Origin of the sequence: Clostridium sp. L2-50 (genome assembly GCF_000154245.1) — a bacterium.
GTDB lineage: Bacteria > Bacillota > Clostridia > Lachnospirales > Lachnospiraceae > Coprococcus.
In genome coordinates this window covers 1-19,931 of sequence record NZ_DS480319.1, presented here as the reverse complement: position 1 = coordinate 19,931, position 19,931 = coordinate 1, and the positions used below count along the sequence as shown (strand labels likewise).

Annotated in this window: 18 protein-coding genes, 2 tRNA genes and 3 rRNA genes; 3 read left to right on the top strand and 20 right to left on the bottom strand. The window is 41.7% G+C overall.

Annotated elements, in window-relative coordinates:
* Positions 1-34: 34 nt before the first annotated feature.
* The 9 genes from CLOL250_RS06935 to CLOL250_RS06905 all read right to left on the bottom strand — a co-directional run bounded on the left by CLOL250_RS06935 (position 35) and on the right by CLOL250_RS06905 (position 5,217).
* Positions 35-664, bottom strand: a complete 630-nt coding sequence (locus tag CLOL250_RS06935) for a CatB-related O-acetyltransferase (protein ID WP_008401554.1) — start codon at positions 662-664, stop codon at positions 35-37.
* Between the two features lie 84 nt (positions 665-748).
* On the bottom strand, positions 749-1,372 hold the full coding sequence (locus tag CLOL250_RS06930; protein WP_008401553.1) for a TetR/AcrR family transcriptional regulator: 624 nt from the start codon (positions 1,370-1,372) through the stop codon (positions 749-751).
* An 84-nt stretch (positions 1,373-1,456) separates the two neighbouring features.
* Positions 1,457-1,594 (bottom strand): hypothetical protein, encoded by a 138-nt coding sequence (locus CLOL250_RS14160; RefSeq protein WP_274922252.1) that lies wholly within the window; start codon positions 1,592-1,594, stop codon positions 1,457-1,459.
* On the bottom strand, positions 1,579-1,815 hold the full coding sequence (locus CLOL250_RS14155) for a hypothetical protein (RefSeq protein ID WP_008401551.1): 237 nt from the start codon (positions 1,813-1,815) through the stop codon (positions 1,579-1,581). The genes CLOL250_RS14160 and CLOL250_RS14155 overlap by 16 nt, the downstream gene beginning before the upstream one ends.
* On the bottom strand, positions 1,812-1,985 hold the full coding sequence (locus CLOL250_RS14150; RefSeq protein WP_008401550.1) for a TetR/AcrR family transcriptional regulator: 174 nt from the start codon (positions 1,983-1,985) through the stop codon (positions 1,812-1,814). The genes CLOL250_RS14155 and CLOL250_RS14150 overlap by 4 nt, the downstream gene beginning before the upstream one ends.
* Before the next feature lie 280 nt (positions 1,986-2,265).
* The gene (locus CLOL250_RS13920) at positions 2,266-2,433 is read right to left on the bottom strand and encodes a hypothetical protein (RefSeq protein ID WP_008401549.1); all 168 of its coding nucleotides are present in this window, start codon (positions 2,431-2,433) and stop codon (positions 2,266-2,268) included.
* A 406-nt stretch (positions 2,434-2,839) separates the two neighbouring features.
* Positions 2,840-3,100, bottom strand: a complete 261-nt coding sequence (locus CLOL250_RS06915) for a hypothetical protein (protein ID WP_008401548.1) — start codon at positions 3,098-3,100, stop codon at positions 2,840-2,842.
* A 378-nt stretch (positions 3,101-3,478) separates the two neighbouring features.
* Positions 3,479-4,489, bottom strand: coding sequence for a GGGtGRT protein (locus CLOL250_RS06910; protein WP_008401547.1), 1,011 nt, complete (start codon positions 4,487-4,489; stop codon positions 3,479-3,481).
* Positions 4,490-4,509: 20 nt separating this feature from the next.
* The gene (locus CLOL250_RS06905; protein WP_008401546.1) at positions 4,510-5,217 is read right to left on the bottom strand and encodes an iron-sulfur cluster assembly scaffold protein; all 708 of its coding nucleotides are present in this window, start codon (positions 5,215-5,217) and stop codon (positions 4,510-4,512) included.
* Between the two features lie 251 nt (positions 5,218-5,468).
* Here CLOL250_RS06905 and CLOL250_RS06900 point away from each other — a divergent pair, with 251 nt between their 5' ends.
* On the top strand, positions 5,469-6,341 hold the full coding sequence (locus CLOL250_RS06900) for a PHP domain-containing protein (RefSeq protein ID WP_008401545.1): 873 nt from the start codon (positions 5,469-5,471) through the stop codon (positions 6,339-6,341).
* Between the two features lie 88 nt (positions 6,342-6,429).
* Here CLOL250_RS06900 and yajC read toward each other — a convergent pair whose 3' ends face one another.
* Both yajC and tgt read right to left on the bottom strand, forming a co-directional pair.
* Entirely contained in the window at positions 6,430-6,786 is a 357-nt protein-coding gene (gene yajC, locus CLOL250_RS06895) for a preprotein translocase subunit YajC (RefSeq protein WP_008401544.1), read from the bottom strand.
* A 12-nt stretch (positions 6,787-6,798) separates the two neighbouring features.
* The gene (tgt, locus tag CLOL250_RS06890) at positions 6,799-7,932 is read right to left on the bottom strand and encodes a tRNA guanosine(34) transglycosylase Tgt (RefSeq protein WP_008401543.1); all 1,134 of its coding nucleotides are present in this window, start codon (positions 7,930-7,932) and stop codon (positions 6,799-6,801) included.
* A 334-nt stretch (positions 7,933-8,266) separates the two neighbouring features.
* On the opposite strand from tgt, the gene CLOL250_RS06885 reads away from it, so the two are divergent.
* Together CLOL250_RS06885 and CLOL250_RS06880 are read left to right on the top strand one after the other, a co-directional pair.
* Positions 8,267-9,628 carry an SLC13 family permease gene (locus tag CLOL250_RS06885; protein WP_008401541.1) on the top strand — a complete coding sequence of 454 codons (1,362 nt, stop codon included), beginning with the start codon at positions 8,267-8,269 and terminating at the stop codon, positions 9,626-9,628.
* A gap of 33 nt (positions 9,629-9,661) precedes the next feature.
* Positions 9,662-10,258: a cytidylate kinase-like family protein gene (locus tag CLOL250_RS06880; protein WP_008401539.1), complete on the top strand. Its 597-nt coding sequence runs from the start codon at positions 9,662-9,664 to the stop codon at positions 10,256-10,258.
* 59 nt (positions 10,259-10,317) lie between these two features.
* On the opposite strand, the gene CLOL250_RS06875 is transcribed toward CLOL250_RS06880, so the two are convergent.
* From CLOL250_RS06875 to CLOL250_RS06835, 9 genes are all read right to left on the bottom strand, one after another.
* Positions 10,318-11,553 carry a phenylacetate--CoA ligase family protein gene (locus CLOL250_RS06875; RefSeq protein ID WP_008401538.1) on the bottom strand — a complete coding sequence of 412 codons (1,236 nt, stop codon included), beginning with the start codon at positions 11,551-11,553 and terminating at the stop codon, positions 10,318-10,320.
* 37 nt (positions 11,554-11,590) lie between these two features.
* Positions 11,591-12,163 carry an indolepyruvate oxidoreductase subunit beta gene (locus CLOL250_RS06870; protein ID WP_008401537.1) on the bottom strand — a complete coding sequence of 191 codons (573 nt, stop codon included), beginning with the start codon at positions 12,161-12,163 and terminating at the stop codon, positions 11,591-11,593.
* Entirely contained in the window at positions 12,163-14,031 is a 1,869-nt protein-coding gene (iorA, locus tag CLOL250_RS06865) for an indolepyruvate ferredoxin oxidoreductase subunit alpha (RefSeq protein ID WP_008401536.1), read from the bottom strand. Before iorA ends, CLOL250_RS06870 begins: the two co-directional genes overlap by 1 nt.
* Before the next feature lie 38 nt (positions 14,032-14,069).
* On the bottom strand, positions 14,070-15,344 hold the full coding sequence (locus CLOL250_RS06860; RefSeq protein ID WP_008401535.1) for a glutamate-5-semialdehyde dehydrogenase: 1,275 nt from the start codon (positions 15,342-15,344) through the stop codon (positions 14,070-14,072).
* Between the two features lie 456 nt (positions 15,345-15,800).
* A 23S ribosomal RNA gene (locus tag CLOL250_RS06855) occupies positions 15,801-18,688 on the bottom strand.
* Between the two features lie 331 nt (positions 18,689-19,019).
* A tRNA-Ala gene (locus CLOL250_RS06850) sits at positions 19,020-19,092 on the bottom strand.
* A gap of 4 nt (positions 19,093-19,096) precedes the next feature.
* Positions 19,097-19,170, bottom strand: a tRNA-Ile gene (locus CLOL250_RS06845).
* Between the two features lie 56 nt (positions 19,171-19,226).
* Positions 19,227-19,344 (bottom strand): 5S ribosomal RNA (gene rrf, locus CLOL250_RS06840).
* 64 nt (positions 19,345-19,408) lie between these two features.
* Positions 19,409-19,931, bottom strand: a 16S ribosomal RNA gene (locus CLOL250_RS06835); the annotation flags it as partial.

Genomic DNA, 19,931 nt, shown 5'->3' with positions numbered 1-19,931 from the left:
GTATATATCCTTTATTAAAGTCATGTTTTTATTTCTAATTCATACGCTCTAACATACTTATATCACCAGACTGTATTGCCTGAATATTCTTTTTAATTCGTTCTTCTTCCCAGTCCCACCATCTGATTTCTTCAAGTTTCTGAATTGTTTCTTCATCAAATCGTTTACGGATTGGCTTTGCCGGCACTCCTCCAACTACCGTATATGAAGGCACATCTTTTGTTACCACTGCACGAGTGCCTATAATTGCGCCATCACCGATTGTTACACCAGACAAAATAACTGCTTCATATCCAATCCACACATCATTTCCAATTACAATATCACCCTTATTATCCCATGCATCGCATATATTCTTTGCATCCAACCCCCATTCTTCAAAGAAAATAGGAAACGGATACGTAGATAACGATTCCATTGCGTGATTTGCACTGGTAAATAAAAATTTTGCTCCACATGCAATAGAACAGAATTTTCCAATTTTTAGCTTATCCTTATTAACAGGATAATGATACAAAACATTATTTTTTTCAAAATCAATCGGATCATGTACAAAATCGTTGTACATTGTATAATCCCCTACCTCTATATCAGGGGTATTTATTACATTTTTCAGATAAACGATCTGTTTATCGAATGTCCTAGGGAAAATTTTATCTTTCATTTTCTTCCTCCTGTTGTCGAAAATATCTGTATAATTCTCGAAATCTCCATAACTGCAACCTTCAGCATCACACCACCGGACATTTTAGTTTGATATATTTTCCTGCATTTCCTGTAGAAAATGATCCATGTGATTTTCCAGAAGCCTTATCACCCGACTCTTGTCATCTACTCCATCATATATGCTGTAAAGCAAAAAAATAGGCCCATAAAAATCAAGTGCTGTCTGTCTGGCTTTTCTTGTATCCCCCAGCATATCCGAGAACAAAGCTTCTATATAAGTTAACGGTCCACCTGCAAGATAATTCTGATATAACTGTGCCATCTGCGGCTCCCTGTACTGTTCCAATGTCAGCATCTTACGGAAACAGGATGAAAACTCTTCCTCTGTCCAGTGAAGAAACTGCACCTTTGTAAACTGCTTAATTTTATCAAATGCTGTTTCTTTATACTCGGCCACAACCTTTTCCAGATCGCCCTCCGGCATTTCATACCGCTTTACTCTCTCCATATCCAGTTCATTCATTTTATCAATAATACTGTCCAATATCTCCTGCTTGCTTTTATAATGCTTATACAATGCAGCCTTGGTTACTCCAAGCTTTGAAGCAATATCATTCATGGATGTTCCCATATATCCGCTCTGTGCAAATAATTTTAAAGCTTCTTCCAGTATTTTGTTCTTTGTATTCTTTTCTTTAATCTCCACACTTGTCTCCTAAATCAGCCTCATCAATCGGTTACCTTTTGGCCACTTTATTATAGTTACCTATCGGTTACTTGTCAACAGCTATTATTTAAAAATAGAAAAGAACATCGTTAACTGCCTATCAAACTCTTCCACTTCCTGCTCGTCAACCAGATAGCCCTCCGGTGTTGCATATTCCCCTGTAATCCCATCCAGAAACCCTGGTATCAATTCTTTACACAAAAAAAATGATGCATCTTCCCCCTCCGGCAATCCGTGATAACGGATACCATACTCGCTTGCCTGTCTGAAACCACTCTTACCATAAAAATCAATATTTCCTTCATGATATTATATTTTACAAAATCATCCAATGACACCGTCTCATACTTTTCAGGCATTCTCTCTTTATCATCCTCCGGCATATCATGATCTGATGCCTGCTCACTATCCTGTTGCTTCATCCGCTCCACAATACAGTTAAAAATATCTTTTTTGCTCTTATAATGATGGTATAATCTCCCTTTGTCATACCAAGTTCTCCTGCTATCTGGCTGACTGAGACAGCGTCGTAACCATCCCTGGCGAAAAGATTAAGTGCCGCAATTAATATTTCTTCTTTTCTATTACTCATACTAATAACCTCCGGGCAAAAAATAAACGACCGTTTACACTTTTATTTTAGTAAACGTTCGTTTATTTGCCAAGGCTTCATTTTTTAACATTTAAGCAAAACCTGAAATGTTCTCATATCGACTTTATGCTGTGATTATAATTTTCTTTTGCCTCCCATTATTCCATATACATCCTCCTTCAGCCTAAATCCGCACGTTACGTGCTGTCAAAGGCTTTTATGATTTTTTTATTTCATAAAAGAGAATGGTTTTTTCGCGAACCATTTCCCATGCTACAAATTATTCGGTTATATCCCTCTTTGTATCTTCAATTAATTCATTCAGTTTTTTCATAGCTCTCTCAGATTTATTTCTAACCAAAAGATTTCTCAGTTCTTCTAAATCTCTTAACAATTTTCTGTTAAATGCTGTAAATATAATTGTATTATCTTCCACTTCTCTATGCATATCATTTGTCTCCTATTCAAATTATAATTTTACTTTTCCGTTTGTTGCGATCTTTCTGATGCTATTTCCAGATTAAATCTGCACGTTACGTACTGTCAAAAATTTTTTCTTATAAAAAAATTTGTATTTTTCGCGAATATAATAAGCTCTGAAAGATATTCATGGATTTAATGGATCTATCTCTCTTGCCAGAGTTATTTCATCGTCACAGTTTTACTGTTTTAAGCCGATTTTGGGACATAAAAAATACTATGCTAATACGGAGTGCTTTTAATACCACATATATTCTAGTGTTTCAGGATAATTATCATTCTCAATACATTTTTCAACAGCTTTTATAGCTTTATTAAAATATGTCTTCAAGTTAGCTTTGCTATCTCTTTGACAATATTTATGCTCAATAACTTCATGTTTTTTCTATATCATAAATAAATGTTCCAATATCCTGCCTACTATCTTCTGGAAAATACTCCGCTGATATTATATTATTGTCTTTTTTATTTTTCCCAAGGTTACCATAATATTCATTAACTCCCTTTTGATAACCGTATTTTCTGGTAGCAATAGAATGCGCCTCAATATGAATCATATTGTTATTCAACTTCATCTCATACAATTCATGCTCAATCAATACTCTGTCATGTTCTTTTATATCTTTTCTACTCATACGGCTTTGGTATTCCTGCAATCCAAATCCAATATTCTTGCGCTTATTATCAAGTTTAGCACTTGAATCCGCGTTTGTAACAGATTTTTATCTGCGTAAATGTTTCAACAAAAATTTGTGTTTCTCTATCACTACTATATCCATATGAACTGGTCTGATATTTTATCATGATCTCTATGAGATCCCCAATGTAACAAAAAAAGTTTATACCCACAGAACTTTAGATCAACTAATAGAAGAAATAGAACTGGTACAATAGTAGCAAAATCCCCGGAAGAAAAATTCCGGGGATAGTTATTCTTTATTTAGCTTTCAGACATCCACTCAACTAAACTCAATCTTCGGCATACACCTCGATTTCATTAAGTTGCTTTCGGTCTAGAACTTACCAGCCTTTGCAGCTTCCTCTACAGAAACAGCTACAGCAACTGTCATACCAACCATAGGGTTGTTACCAGCACCGATCAGACCCATCATTTCTACATGAGCAGGTACGGATGATGAACCAGCGAACTGAGCGTCACTGTGCATACGTCCAAGTGTATCTGTCATACCGTAGGAAGCAGGACCTGCTGCCATGTTATCTGGGTGAAGTGTACGACCTGTACCACCACCTGAAGCAACTGAGAAGTACTTCTTTCCTAACTCGTTACATTCCTTCTTGTAAGTACCAGCTACCGGATGCTGGAAACGAGTTGGGTTTGTTGAGTTACCGGTGATAGATACATCAACACCCTCTTTGTGCATGATAGCAACACCTTCTGGTACAGAGTTCGCACCATAGCAGTTAACCTTTGCACGAAGTCCTTCTGAGTAAGACTTTCTGAATACTTCTTTAACTGTGTTTGTATATGGATCATACTCAGTCTCAACAAATGTGAAACCGTTAATTCTTGAAATAATCTGAGCAGCATCCTTACCAAGACCGTTTAAGATAACACGAAGTGGCTCTTTACGAACTTTGTTAGCTTTCTCTGCGATACCGATCGCACCTTCTGCTGCTGCGAATGACTCATGTCCTGCTAAGAAACAGAAGCACTTTGTCTCTTCTTCCAGTAACATCTTACCAAGGTTACCATGTCCAAGACCAACCTTACGTGTATCAGCAACTGAACCTGGAATACAGAATGACTGAAGTCCTTCACCGATTGCTGCTGCAGCTTCTGAAGCCTTTCTGCAGTTCTTCTTGATTGCGATTGCTGCACCTACTGTGTATGCCCAGCATGCATTCTCAAAACAAATAGGCTGAATGCTCTTTACCTGATTGTATACGTCTAAACCAGCATCCTTTGTGATCTTCTCTGCCTCTTCGATTGAGGAGATACCGTAGCTGTTTAATACTTCATTGATCTGTTTGATTCTTCTTTCATATGATTCAAATAATGCCATTATATCGTTACCTCCTTCTATTATTTCTCAATCTCTTTGTCTGTACGTGGGTCGATGAGTTTAACTGCATCTGCAACACGTCCATACTGTCCACATGACTTCTCATAAGCTGTGTTAGGGTCATCACCCTTCTTAATGAAATCAGTCATCTTACCAAGGTTAACGAATTTATATCCAATGATCATACCCTCTTCATCAAGAGCGATAGCATTTACATATCCTTCAGCCATCTCAAGATATCTAGGACCCTTCTTTAATGTACCGTACATAGTACCAACCTGTGAACGAAGTCCCTTACCAAGATCTTCAAGTCCGGCACCAATAGCAAGTCCGTCCTCTGAAAATGCGCTCTGTGAACGACCATATACGATCTGTAAGAATAACTCTCTCATAGCTGTGTTGATAGCATCACAAACAAGGTCTGTGTTAAGAGCTTCCATAACTGTAAGTCCCGGAAGGATCTCTGCTGCCATAGCTGCTGAATGAGTCATACCTGAACATCCAACTGTCTCAACTAATGCTTCCTGAATAATTCCTTCCTTAACATTTAATGTCAGCTTGCAGGCACCCTGCTGTGGTGCACACCAGCCAATACCATGTGTAAAGCCTGAAATATCCTTTACTTCTTTTGCCTGTACCCATTTTGCTTCTTCTGGAATTGGAGCACATCCATGATGTACGCCCTGTCCAACTGGGCACATGTTTTCAACTTCCTGTGAATAAATCATTGTGAATCTCCTTTCGAAATATGAAAATCTGCTTAAAGCGGTTATGAATATCTATTCTTTTTTCGTAACCATCAGACATATTTTCTCATAAACCGTCAATTAAGTCTATACCAATTAATAAAAAATATCAATAAGTTTGTCTAAAAATTTGCCATGTTTTTAGATTCATATTATAATTATTTTGGTTTGCTTTTATCTTTTTAGATTTCGGTAAACCAATCCTACATTGTATAAAGAAAAGAGGAATACATATGCGTTTTATAGATCTACATGTCCATACAACTGCTTCGGATGGTTCTTTTACTCCATCTGAAGTATGCCAGATGGCTCTTGATAAGGGACTTGCCGCTCTGGCGATCACCGACCACGATACGGTTGATGGAGTCCCGGAAGCAATCCGGTTCATGGAAAATCATCAGCCGGCCCCGGATACACAGGATTCTCTCCCTATGGAATTGATTCCCGGTATCGAACTTTCGTGCAACTATGGTTCACGCGAGATCCATATTCTGGGCTTCTATATGGACTATACCAATCCCGGACTTCTTGCTGAATTGAACGCTTTAAAAGATGCACGTTTTAATCGAAATGTGGAAATGTGCAAGCTGTTTCAGCGTGACGGCATCGATATGACCATTGAAAAACTTCAAGAGGGAAATCCGGATACAGTTATTACCCGTGCGCATTTTGCAAGAGTTCTGATTGAGGACGGCATTGTCAAGAACAAGGATCAGGCATTTAAAAAATACCTTGGCGAAAAATGCAGATACTATCTTCCGAAACCGGAGGTCACATGTGAACGTGCTCTCTCGATCATCAACCAATATGGCAAATGTGCAGTTCTCGCACATCCATTACTCTATAAGCTTGGTTATAACCAGATTGAGGAATTACTGGACTATCTGAAACCACTTGGGTTAAAGGGCTTAGAAGCTTATCATTCTTCTAATAATTCCTATGAGAGCGGAAAGCTCCGGGCGATTGCAGACAGACATGACTTGTTTGTCTCCGGCGGTACGGATTTCCACGGTGTGATCAAACCGGACATCTCTCTCGGAACCGGTCGCGGCGGTATGCGGATCACCACCGGAATTCTGGACAATATAAAAGCGCATCTTTTTTGAAGAACAGAAAAAAATCTCCATATTCAGATTTTCTACTGAACATGGAGATTTTTCTGTTCTGACATCTTCTTATCTAAAAAGATATTCTTTATTTCTTTTCCTTATCTTCTTCCACTACTGCTGCATTCTTCTTTTCAAGCTCAGCAACTGCATTCTTATGCATTGGAATACGACAGTTCTTGTTATTACCAAACTCAACAATGATAGTTGTGTCATCTACAATATCAAGGATTGTGCCATAGAAACCACTGGTTGTCATAATATTGTCACCCGGTTCCATCTGGTTATGCATTTCCTCTGTCTTAGCCTTCTGCTTCTTCTGTGGACGGATCATCATGAAGTAGATAATTGCAGCAAAGATCAGGATATATACAACGATAAACATTGTGCTGCTACCTGTATTTGCTGGTGTACTACCGCTTAAAACCATTCCTAATGTGTTCATAATATTCTCCTTCTAAACTTCATTTGATGTTAAACTCTCTATCATAGACTTTTTATACGATGCATATGAGCCTTCTTCGATAGCCTGTCTAATCTCTTTCATCATATTATTATAAAAATACAAATTATGCAAGACGCAAAATCTCATACCAAGCATTTCATTTGCCTTTAACAGATGTCTGATATAACCTCTGCTGTAATGCTGACATGCCGGACATCCGCAGCCTTCTTCAATCGGTCTGTCATCTGTCTCATATTTTGCATTCTTCAGATTCAGTTTTCCATGTTTTGTGTATACATGTGCGTGTCGTCCGTTTCTGGATGGATATACACAGTCAAAGAAATCCACACCACGGTCAACTGCTTCGAGTATATTGATCGGCGTTCCGACACCCATCAGATAAACCGGCTTATTCTCAGGAAGATATGGCACGGTTACATCCAGAATATGATACATTTCCTCCGCTGTCTCTCCAACAGCCAATCCACCAATAGCATACCCCGGCAGATCCAGCTCCGCAATTCTTTTTGCATGGTCAATACGAATATCCTCATATACTGCGCCCTGATTGATTCCGAATAGCATCTGTTCCTTATTGATCGTATCCGGCAGGCTGTTTAAACGTGTCATCTCTGCCTTACAGCGCTCCAGCCAACGATAGGTTCTGGCAACCGAATTCTCCACATAAGAACGTTCCGCCTTTGCAGGTGCACACTCGTCAAACGCCATTGCGATCGTAGATGCAAGATTAGACTGGATCTGCATACTTTCCTCCGGTCCCATGAATATCTTGCGTCCATCTACATGCGAGTTAAATGTAACGCCTTCTTCTTTAATCTTTCGAAGTCCTGCAAGCGAGAACACCTGAAATCCGCCGGAATCCGTAAGAATCGGACGATCCCAATACATAAACTTATGTAAACCGCCCATTTTCTTCACAACCTCATCACCCGGTCTTACATGTAAATGATAGGTGTTTGATAATTCAATCTGACAGCCGATTTCTTTCAGATCTGTCGTAGCAACTGCGCCTTTGATCGCAGCAGCAGTTCCCACATTCATGAATACAGGAGTTTCCACTGTACCATGAACAGTCGTAAAGGTAGCTCTTTTTGCTCTGCCATCTTTACAAATAATTTTATACATAATTACTCATTCTCCTTTAATATTCTTTCTCTATAATGCTCCAGTCTGAACGGAAATGCAACAGTTTCTTCTTATTAATTTTATTCCTATCCACAATACGGTTGAAAATTGTAATATTTGTACCAAATATAATGACTATTTTTTATTTACTCACTCTATTTTTAGTCATATTTACTTGTTTTTTATCAATTTTCATCGTCCTTTACCGAACCTTTACCGAAAAATATTGACTTTTTGTGCAATCTTCCTATAATGATAAACGGAAAAAAAATATTATAAATAAGAAGAGATACTACCATTATGATTTTCAGGTATCTCTCAAGAAGGAGGAAACATGTTAGCATCCATCTTAGCAGTAACCATCTTCCTGGCTATGTTTGTGCTGATCGTTCTTGATAAGATCGAACATTATCTTATAACGCTGGGCTGTGGATTACTCACCATCATCTTTGTCCTTGGTATCTGTCTGCACAGTGGACAGGCTATCATGGAAGTGTTAAACGTTAAAAGCATTTTTACAACCAGCTTCTGGCATACAGTTGGACAAGCATCTGAAGATTCCAACGGTATCAGCTGGGCGACCATTATTTTTATCGCCGGTATGATGGTCATGGTTGAAGGTATGAAACGTGCAGGTTTCTTTACATGGCTCTGCATGCTGATTGCAAAGCTTGTACGATACAGAATTGTTCCGATTCTGATCACCTTTATGATCCTGTCAGCATTTCTTTCTATGTTCATTGCAAGTATCACAGTTATTCTGTTCCTTGCAGCTGTAACAGTAGAACTCTCACAATTATTAAAATTCAATCCGGTTCCAATGATCTTGGCAGAAGTCTTCTGCTCCAACCTCGGTGGAACTGCTACCGTCTGTGGTGATCCACCAAACATTATCATCGGTACCTCACTTGGATTTTCATTCTTTGATTTCCTGACAAATACAGGTGTATTTGTTCTTATTTCACTGGTAATTATGATTGTCTATTTTTATCTTGCTTTTCATAAGGAATTAAAGCAAAATGAAGGTGGGGTTGATACCTCAACAATACCAAGTCCTTCAGAAGCAATTACAGACAAATCCGGATTTATCTTCAGCTGTGTTATTTTCCTGCTTTCTGTTGTTCTGCTTCTTACACAGACACAGACAGGGCTGACAGTTGCTGCGATTGGTGTTATAATAGCTATAATCACACTGATCTGTTCCGGCAGACATGGACTGGAACTTTTAAAGAAGATTGATTACAAGACACTCTTATTCTTTATTGGTTTATTTGTTGTCGTTGGTGGTTTGGAGCAGACCGGTATTCTGGAAGTCATTGCAAAATTCATCAAAAACGTCAGCGGTGGAAATATGTATATCATGGTTGCTATTATCATCTGGCTCTCAGCTATCTGCAGTGCCTTTATCGATAATGTTCCATTTGCTGCTACTATGGTTCCTGTTATCAAAGAACTTGCAGCAGGTAATGGTGGGGTTCTTGCCGTCCTTGCCTATTCATTAGCCATTGGTACAGATATTGGTGGAAATGCAACGCCTATCGGTGCTTCCGCAAATGTTGTTGGTACTTCAGTAGCTGCTAAAGCAGGTCATCCGGTCGGATGGGGCGAATATTGTAAGAAGATGGCTCCTGCTACTATTCTTGTTATGATCATTTGTACACTCGGTGTATTTATTCGATATAACAGCGTCTTCTAAGAAACTTACATATTTTTAGGGAGGTTATAAAATATGGACAAACAGGTTATTATCACAATCGGTCGTGAATATGGAAGTGGCGGACATGTAATTGCTCAGGACATTGCAAAACGTTTTAATGTCCCATATTACAATCGTAATCTAATTGAAGAAGTTGCAAAACAGAATAATTTTGATACAGATAATATTAAAGACTATGATGAGTCACCTAGAAAATATCTGTTCTCTCGTACCGTTCAGGGATACAGCAATTCTCCGGAAGAGATTCTTGCCGGTCTTCAGTTCGATTTTATAAAAGAAAAGGCAGCATCCGGAGAATCCTTTGTAATTGTTGGCAGATGTGCCGACTATGTATTAAAGGATATGGATTGTGTAGCTTCATTCTTTATTGTTGCTGATAACGAAGCAAAGTTACAGCGTACTATGGAAACCAAGCAGTTATCCCAACGTGATGCTGAAGCTACGATCAAACGTCATGACCGTAACAGAAAAACATATTACAAGGATCACACTGATATGGAATGGGGCAACAGTAAGAACTATGATATGACGATCAATTCAACCGTCCTGGGCTTCAAAAAGACCGCTGATATCATTGAAGATTTTGTAAAAACAAAATTTGATCTGTAATTCATAATTTACTGACAAAAACAAAGCCGGGTATGAAATATCATATCCGGCTTTCTGCTTTATTCATATCTCTCGTCAATTACACGTTTTGTCTTCTTCTCACTTCTTGGAAGCACCCCAATCTCTACAACCTTAACAAGTGGGGTAAATCCAATCCGACTCTTTACTCTCTCTGCAATACGCTTAGATAACTCTACGAAATCTACGCTTCCATCCGTCTCTACATAGATTCTCATTGTATCTTTTCCATCCAGATGGGAGATGCGAATCTGATATTCACTTGATAATTCAGGGAATTCCTTCAATACTTCTTCAATCTGGCTTGGGAATACATTTACACCCTTGATTTTCATCATATCATCCGTTCTTCCCATAATCACACCTAACCTTGGATGCTTGCATCCACATGGGCAATCTCCCGGAATAATTCTTGAAAGATCATGTGTACGATAACGAATCAGAGGTGCACCCTCTTTTACAAGCGTTGTTATAACAATCTCACCCATTTCGCCATCCGGAACCGGCTCTAAGGTTACAGGATCAAGAATCTCGATATAGATATAATCATCCCAGTAATGCATACCGTTGTCATATTTACAGCTGATTCCGATACCCGGTCCATAGATCTCTGTCAAACCATAGATGTCATATAATTCAATTCCCAGTTCCTCTGAGATACGTTTTCTCATCTTTTCGCCCCAGCGTTCAGAACCGATCACACCCTTCTTCAGGCAAATCTTATCTTTGATACCACGTTTCTCGATCTCCTCTGCAAGAAGAAGTGCATAGGAAGATGTCGAACAAAGGACAGTAGATTTCATGTCCTGCATCATCTGAAGCTGTTTATCCGTATTTCCCGGTCCCATAGGTATGACCATAGCACCCAACTTCTCTGCTCCGTTCTGGAAGCCGATTCCTGCCGTCCAGAGTCCATATCCCGGTGTGATCTGAATACGATCCATATTCGTGATACCTGCAAGCTCATAACAACGCTTGAACATGATTGCCCAGTCATCTACATCCTTTGCTGTGTATGGAATAATAACCGGAAGTCCTGTTGTTCCTGATGATGAATGGATACGAACGATCTCACTTTCCGGTGCTGTCATTAAACCAAGTGGATATGCATCTCTCAGGTCTTTTTTTTCTGAAAATGGAAGCTTCTTAAAATCCTCCGGTGTCGAAATTCTTGTAATTCCTGCTTCCTCCAGCTTCTTTCCATAAAAACTTTCAGCCTTAATCAATGCTTCGATCTGTTTATTGACCTGACTGATCTGTAACTCTGAAATCTCCATTATTTATCCTCCAAACTTTCTATTTTATAAAATATTTTTATTGTATATAATCAAGTGCTCTGAAATTCAGCTCATGTAATTTTTCCGGCAATCTTTTTATCAAAGCCTGTTTGATATCTTCTTTTTCAAGTCCAAGCATACCGGTCGAAATTGCGGCTCCCAGCATCAAGACATTTAACACCTTTGCAGACCCAAGAGTTTCACATGCCTGATCTGTATCGATCACCAAAACCTGATCTACCTGTGTCTTCAGATATTCGATCATAGATGCTCCGTTATAACCGGTCTTCGCCAGCGATGCTGTAACCGGCATAACCGCACGATTGCTGACGACTACTGCTCCGTTTTTTTTCAGATAAGGAAGCATCCGCACCGTTTCTCCCGGTTCAAATCCCAGGATCATATCTGCTGTTCCTTTTGCTATCATTGGTGAATACAGATTTTCACCCATTCTTACGTGGCTGAATACGCTTCCTCCGCGCTGTGCCATACCGATCGTTTCCGCACTCATAACCGGGATTCCTTTCTCCATAGCTGCGGCTGCGATCAGCTTGGATGCAAGCACTGTTCCCTGTCCACCGACACCACACAGAATAATATTCTTATTCATTATGCCTGCCCCCTTTCTTCTTGTCCGTCCCCGATTGCATGTACCGGGCAGAGTTGGCTGCACAAAGTACATCCTGTACAGAGACTTTCATCGATACAAACCTTGCCTTCAAATGTGTAAAGTGCTGGACAACCGATCTCTCTGATACATTTCTGGCAACCTATACATGCATCTGTATCTATATGCATACATCTGGACGACTTCGTAATGGCTATACATGGAGATTTGAAAATAATTGCCTTCACACCCGGTTCTGCTGCAACACGCGCAACTGTCTGTACCGCTGCTTCATGCTCAAATGGATTGATCGTCTCTACTGTCTTAAGACCAATTCCCTTTAAGATACCAACAATATCAATCTTATTTACAATATCTCCCATCATCGTATGTCCGGTTCCAGGATGTGGCTGGTGTCCTGTCATAGCCGTCGTGGAATTATCAAGAACGATCAATGTCATATCTGCCTGATTATAAACCGCATTTACGACGCCGGGAATTGCTGACGCGAAGAATGTAGAATCTCCAACAAATGCAAAACATGTCGTATCCGGTTCTGTATGATAAACCCCCTGCGCAATTCCAAGCCCTGCGCCCATACACAGACAAGTGTCAACCATATCAAGCGGCATGGCATTTCCAAGTGTATAACATCCGATATCTCCACAAAAGATTGTCTTCTTTCCCTTCATAGCGCATTTTACATCATAAAAGGAAGCACGATGAGGACAACCTGCACATAATACAGGTGGACGTACCGGAAGCTCCGGCATCTCTGCCAACTCTTCCGACTGATTGTTCTTTTCACCTGCGGTAAGTGCCTTGTACCGGTCTGCTGCAATACCCTGATCCAATAAGAACTGTGTGATACTGTCCTTTACACTGTCAATCGTGTTCTCACCTGAGGCTGCTACATGACCGGTCAGCTTACCATAGATCTTTACCGGGAGATGATATTTGCCCGCTATATAGGTAAGCGCACGTTCGATCACCGGATCTAATTCTTCCACACATAAAACCGCATCTAACTGTTCCAGATATTCAACTGCTTTTCGTTCCGGGAACGGAAATGGGGTCGCTACTTTAAATATCGCTATTTTTTCTGCATCGTCTCCCAGGGCTTCCATTGTATATGTATAATTGATTCCACCGGTTGCAATACCAAATCTTGTCTCTATCTTTCTACTCACAACATTTCTGTCATATTCAGAAAAGGCATCCCCCAGCTCGACATTTCGCTTTTCAATATTACGATGTGCCTGAAAGGACAGCTTCGGGAAAATAACCCACCGTTTGGAATCTTTCACAAATCCTTCCGATTCATTCTTTTTGTATTCTGCCGCATCCTTTACTTCAATCGTTGCATATCCATGACACACTCTTGTTGTCGGTCTTAAGAATACAGGTGTTTTATATTTTTCCGAGTACTCAAAGGCCTCCTGTACCATTTCATAAGCTTCCTGTGCCGATGTAGGATCAAAGCATGGAACCTTTGAAAATGCTGCAAATGTCCGCGTATCCTGTTCTGTCTGTGATGAGATCGGCCCCGGATCGTCGGCAACCAGAATCACCATACCGCCTTTTACTCCCACATACTCCAGACTCATCAACGGATCAGATGCCACATTTAATCCGACCTGCTTCATTGTTACCATAACTCTCGCTCCTGAATAAGCAGCACCGGCTGCTACCTCCATGGCAACCTTCTCGTTAACCGACCATTCTACATAACAGTCATTTGTTCTGTTCTTTGCAACCGTCTCAAGTACCTCTGTCGATGGCGTTCCCGGATATCCGGAAATCAAATTTACCCCGGCAGCAATTGCCCCAAGCGCAATTGCTTCATTTCCCATTCGAAATTCCTTATGCATCTTTCTAACTCCTGTAATAATCTTGTGAATAATTTTTATTATAAATCTTTAAAATGAAATTCTTTCTTTCCTGTTGCATAATCATCTACAATCTGTCCACATCCAAACAGCTTGTATTTATAAGTAACAAGCCCTTCCAGACCAACCGGACCTCTTGCGTGGATCTTTCCTGTACTGATTCCAACCTCTGCACCAAAACCATAACGGAAACCATCCGCAAACCTAGTTGAACAATTCTGATAAACTCCGGCAGAATCTACCATCTGCATAAATAATTCTGCAGTTTCCGCATTTTCGGTAATGATACTGTCTGTATGATGGGAACCGTATTTATTGATATGTGCGATCGCATCATTTACCGTATCTACAATCTTAACAGAAACAATCAGATCCAGATATTCTTTGAACTCCTGTTCACCGATTGTCTCTCCGCCAATCAGATCTGTTACTTCCTTTGTTCCACGAAGCGTAATTCCATTTTCCTTTAATGCTTTTGCAAGAACCGGAAGAAATTTTCCTGCTATATCTCTATGGATTAACAAAGTTTCCACTGCATTACATGCTGCTGTATACTGGGTCTTTGCATCGATAATAATCGGAATCGCTTTATTTGGATCATAATCTCTATCTACATAAATATGACAGATTCCATCTGCATGTCCCATAACAGGAATCTTTGTATGATTCATAATATACTGAACGAAACTGTTCGATCCTCTCGGTATCAGAAGGTCAACCGTCTCATGACACGACAGAAGTTCATCAATCTCACTGTGCTGCTCTGCCTGAAGCATACAATCTGCCGGCAACCCTGCATCTATTATACTATCATGTATAATCTGAAACAGGATACGATTGGTATATGTTGTCTCCCTACCACCCTTTAGTATCGCACAATTTCCACTCTTAATACAAAGAGATGATATCTGAACAAGTGCATCCGGTCTTGCTTCAAAAATAACTCCGATAACACCAATCGGACAGCTGACACGATTCAGAACTAATCCCTCATCCAACTGGCGTTTTAATGTCACCTTCCCTAATGGGTCAGGCAGAGCAACTAACTGCTCAATTCCTTTTATAACATCTCTTAGTTTTCCCTCATCAAACTTCAAGCGTTTCTTCACTGCCTGTGCAATATGATCTTCTTCTGCCGCTGCCAGATCTCGTTTATTCTCTTCAAAAATCTTTGCCGCATTTGCCCTTAAATTCTCTGCAACCATTAGAAGTGCTTTATTTCTCTGTTCTACAGAGGAAGCTGCCAGATAAGGTGCTGCCGCTTTCATTTTTATTGTTTCTTCTTTTATTCCCATACCTTTTTCAATAGCTGCCTGCTATTATCGTTCCTTCCTATTACAATACATCTGTAATTATTGTTCTTATTTATCTGATATAATATATCAGAATAATACCCTTTTTCACACAGTTTATGTATGATTCACCATATCTATTTTATAGATTTATGTATATAATTGCAATAAAAATACATAATCTTTTACCATTATATCAGTTTTTATATACCATAACAGCCTTCAATATCCGGCTATCTAAGAATAACATGCCGTTGCTTTTTAATTTTTATATTTTACAATCTTTTATGAGGTACAGAATGATTATTTCATATTTCAAATTAATATTTATAAACAAAAAAAGAAAGCGTTTTAACGCTTTCTTTTTTTAAACTATTTCATGTACCTTCAGAATTTCATACAGAAAGTCTCGCGACTTCATCTTCTCCAATCTCTTTCTCGCTTATCTTTCGAACCTCTCAGGATAAGTCTTCGACCTATTAGTATCTGTCAGCTGAATGCGTTACCGCACTTACACCTCAGACCTATCAACCTCGTAGTCTTCAAGGGGTCTTATTTCTTTAAAGAATGGGATATCTAATCTTGAGGGGGGCTTCACGCTTAGATGCCTTCAGCGTTTATCCCTGCCGGACTTGGCTACTCTGCCATGCTGTTGGTCAACAACAGATACACCAGCGGTCCGTCCATCCCGGTCCTCTCGTACTAAGGACAGCTCCTCTCAAATATCCTACGCCCACGCCGGATAGGGACCGAACTGTCTCACGACGTTCTGAACCCAGCTCGCGTACCGCTTTAATGGGCGAACAGCCCAACCCTTGGAACCTGCTACAGCTCCAGGATGCGATGAGCCGACATCGAGGTGCCAAACCACTCCGTCGATGTGAACTCTTGGGAGTGATAAGCCTGTTATCCCCAGGGTAGCTTTTATCCGTTGAGCGATGGCAATCCCACGTTATACCACCGGATCACTAAGTCCTACTTTCGTACCTGCTCCACCCGTCGGTGTCGCAGTCAAGCTCCCTTCTGCCTTTGCACTCTTCGAATGGTTTCCGACCATTCTGAGGGAACCTTTGAGCGCCTCCGATACCCTTTCGGAGGCGACCGCCCCAGTCAAACTCCCCGTCAGACATTGTCCCCCAGCCGGGTCACGGCTGCAGGTTAGAAACCCAGTACTGTAAGGGTGGTATCCCAAGGTCAGCTCCATGACAACTGGCGTCATCATTTCCTAGCTTCCCACCTATCCTGTACAGACAGTACCGAATCCCAGTATCAAACTGGAGTAAAGCTCCATGGGGTCTTTCCGTCCTGGCGCAGGTAACCAGCATCTTCACTGGTATTTCAATTTCACCGGGTGTGTTGTCGAGACAGTGCCCAAATCATTACGCCTTTCGTGCGGGTCGGAACTTACCCGACAAGGAATTTCGCTACCTTAGGACCGTTATAGTTACGGCCGCCGTTTACTGGGGCTTAAATTCAAACCTTCGCTTGCGCTAAGCTCTCCTCTTAACCTTCCAGCACCGGGCAGGCGTCAGCCCATATACCTCACCTTTCGGTTTTGCATAGACCTGTGTTTTTGCTAAACAGTTGCTTGGGCCATTTCTCTGCGGCCACATCTCTGTGGCACTCCTTCTCCCGAAGTTACGGAGTCATTTTGCCGAGTTCCTTAACAACACTTCTCCCGCCGGCCTTAGGATTCTCTCCTCATCCACCTGTGTCGGTTTACGGTACGGGCACATACAAAACAATAGCGGCTTTTCTTGGCAGCTAGCTCACCAGCTTCGTTACTTATAGTTCACTCCGCATTACGTCTTCTCCTTGCAAGGGGGTTTTGCCTCCCTTACGGATACCTCGCTTGCACCGGCTTTTCCATTTCCGGCTCTGGCTTTCTCTCTGCGTCCCCACAGTTCTGTTTGTATGTGGTACAGGAATTTCTACCTGTTATCCATCGACTACGACTTTCGTCCTCGCCTTAGGCCCCGACTTACCCAGGGAAGATCAGCTTTACCCTGGAAACCTTAGATATTCGGCCTTTAAGATTCTCACTTAAATCTCGCTACTCATTCCGGCATTCTCTCTTCTTAACACTCCACTGCTCCTTCCGGTACAGCTTCGTCACGTTAAGAATGCTCCTCTACCAATGTGTTCACATTCCATAGCTTCGGTGGTGTGTTTTAGCCCCGGACATTTTCGGCGCAGGACCTCTCGACTAGTGAGCTATTACGCACTCTTTGAATGTATGGCTGCTTCTGAGCCAACATCCTAGTTGTCTTCGAAATCCCACATCCTTTACCACTTAACACACACTTTGGGACCTTAGCTGATGGTCTGGGCTCTTTCCCTTTTGACTACCCAACTTATCTCGTGCAGTCTGACTCCCGTACATCATCTCTGCGGCATTCGGAGTTTGATAATCTTCGGTAAGCTTTGACGCCCCCTAGGATATTCAGTGCTCTACCTCCGCTAGACTAATACGAGGCTAGCCCTAAAGCTATTTCGAGGAGAACCAGCTATCTCCGGGTTCGATTGGAATTTCTCCCCTACCCACACCTCATCGCCACCCTTTTCAACGGATGTGCGTTCGGTCCTCCATTGCCTTTTACGGCAACTTCAACCTGGACATGGGTAGATCACCCGGTTTCGGGTCTTCTTATACTGACTTTACGTGCTATTAACACTTGCTTTCACTTCGGCTCCGTACCTGAAGTACTTAACCTCGCCAGCACAAGAAACTCGCCGGACCGTTCTACAAAAAGTACGCGGTTCTGCTTTATTCGCAGTTCCACAGCTTGTAAACACAGGGTTTCAGGTTCTCTTTCACTCCCCTCCCGGGGTCCTTTTCACCTTTCCTTCACAGTACTATGCGCTATCGGTCACTGAGTAGTATTTAGCCTTGGAGGGTGGTCCCTCCGCCTTCCCACAAGGTTTCTCGTGTCTCGTGGTACTCCGGATCCTGCTAGGCGTGTTTCTGATTTCATGTACGAGGCTTTCACTCTCTCTGGCGGGACTTCCCAGACCCTTCTACTATCTTCCACACTGCCATATCGCAGTCCATACCCCGTCGTGCACGCACAACGGTTTGGGCTCTTCCGCGTTCGCTCGCCGCTACTTACGGAATCGATGTTTCTTTCTCTTCCTCCGCCTACTTAGATGTTTCAGTTCAGCGGGTTCCCTCCGTATACCTATGTATTCAGTATACGGTGACTGAGGTTTACTCAGCCGGGTTTCCCCATTCAGATATCTGCGGGTCATCGGATATTTGCTCCTTACCGCAGCTTTTCGCAGCTTATCACGTCTTTCTTCGGCTCTCAGTGCCAAGGCATCCACCCTGCGCTCTTTCTAACTTAACCTTACAGCATACGTAGCTTGATATGCTGTGGTCCGTTGCTATCTTTCGATAACTTGATTCGCGTTTGTTTCAATCTCTTGAAACGTTTCTTGGATTATTTGATGTCTTGTTAATTATTAATGGCTTATTAATAATATCTCTTTTCTTTCTGTATGAAATTCTCAAGGTACATTTAAAACATAAGGCTTTATTTTCGCTTCCGGGATTCGTAAGCTTCGCTTACTTCATCACGGACATTCTACAAATGTCCTCCTGTTTGTCAATCGTTCCACCGAAGAACAAGTTCTTCGTGAACCGCTTTCCAAACACCGGACGCTTGTCCTATGTTTTCGTGGAGATAACGAGATTCGAACTCGTGACCCCCTGCTTGCAAGGCAGGTGCTCTCCCAACTGAGCTATACCCCCAGAGTGGGCTTAAATGGACTCGAACCATCGACCTCACGCTTATCAGGCGTGCGCTCTAACCAGCTGAGCTATAAGCCCATCTCTTTTTCTGCTTACACTTGATAAGCACTTTGACCATTTCTGATCAAACTTGGAGCTGGCAGCCACCTACTCTCCCACACCGTCTCCAGTGCAGTACCATCGGCCGCTTACGTCTTAACCGTCGTGTTCGGGATGGGTACGGGTGTTTCCCATAAGCGCATCACCACCAGCAAATATTCTGCTTTTCCTTGAAAGCTTAACAACATAACAACCCTTACTTCTTCCTTTTCCTTAGAAAGGAGGTGATCCAGCCGCACCTTCCGATACGGCTACCTTGTTACGACTTCACCCCAGTTATCGAACCTGCCTTCGGCAGCTCCCTCCTTGCGGTTGGGTCACTGACTTCGGGCGTTTCCGACTCCCATGGTGTGACGGGCGGTGTGTACAAGACCCGGGAACGTATTCACCGCAGCATTCTGATCTGCGATTACTAGCGATTCCAGCTTCATGTAGTCGAGTTGCAGACTACAATCCGAACTGAGACAGCCTTTTTGAGGTTTGCTCCACTTCACAGTTTCGCTTCTCTTTGTAACTGCCATTGTAGCACGTGTGTAGCCCAAATCATAAGGGGCATGATGATTTGACGTCATCCCCACCTTCCTCCGGGTTATCCCCGGCAGTCTCTCCAGAGTGCCCATCTGACTGCTGGCTACTGGAAATAGGGGTTGCGCTCGTTGCGGGACTTAACCCAACATCTCACGACACGAGCTGACGACAACCATGCACCACCTGTCTCTGCTGTCCCGAAGGAAAATTCC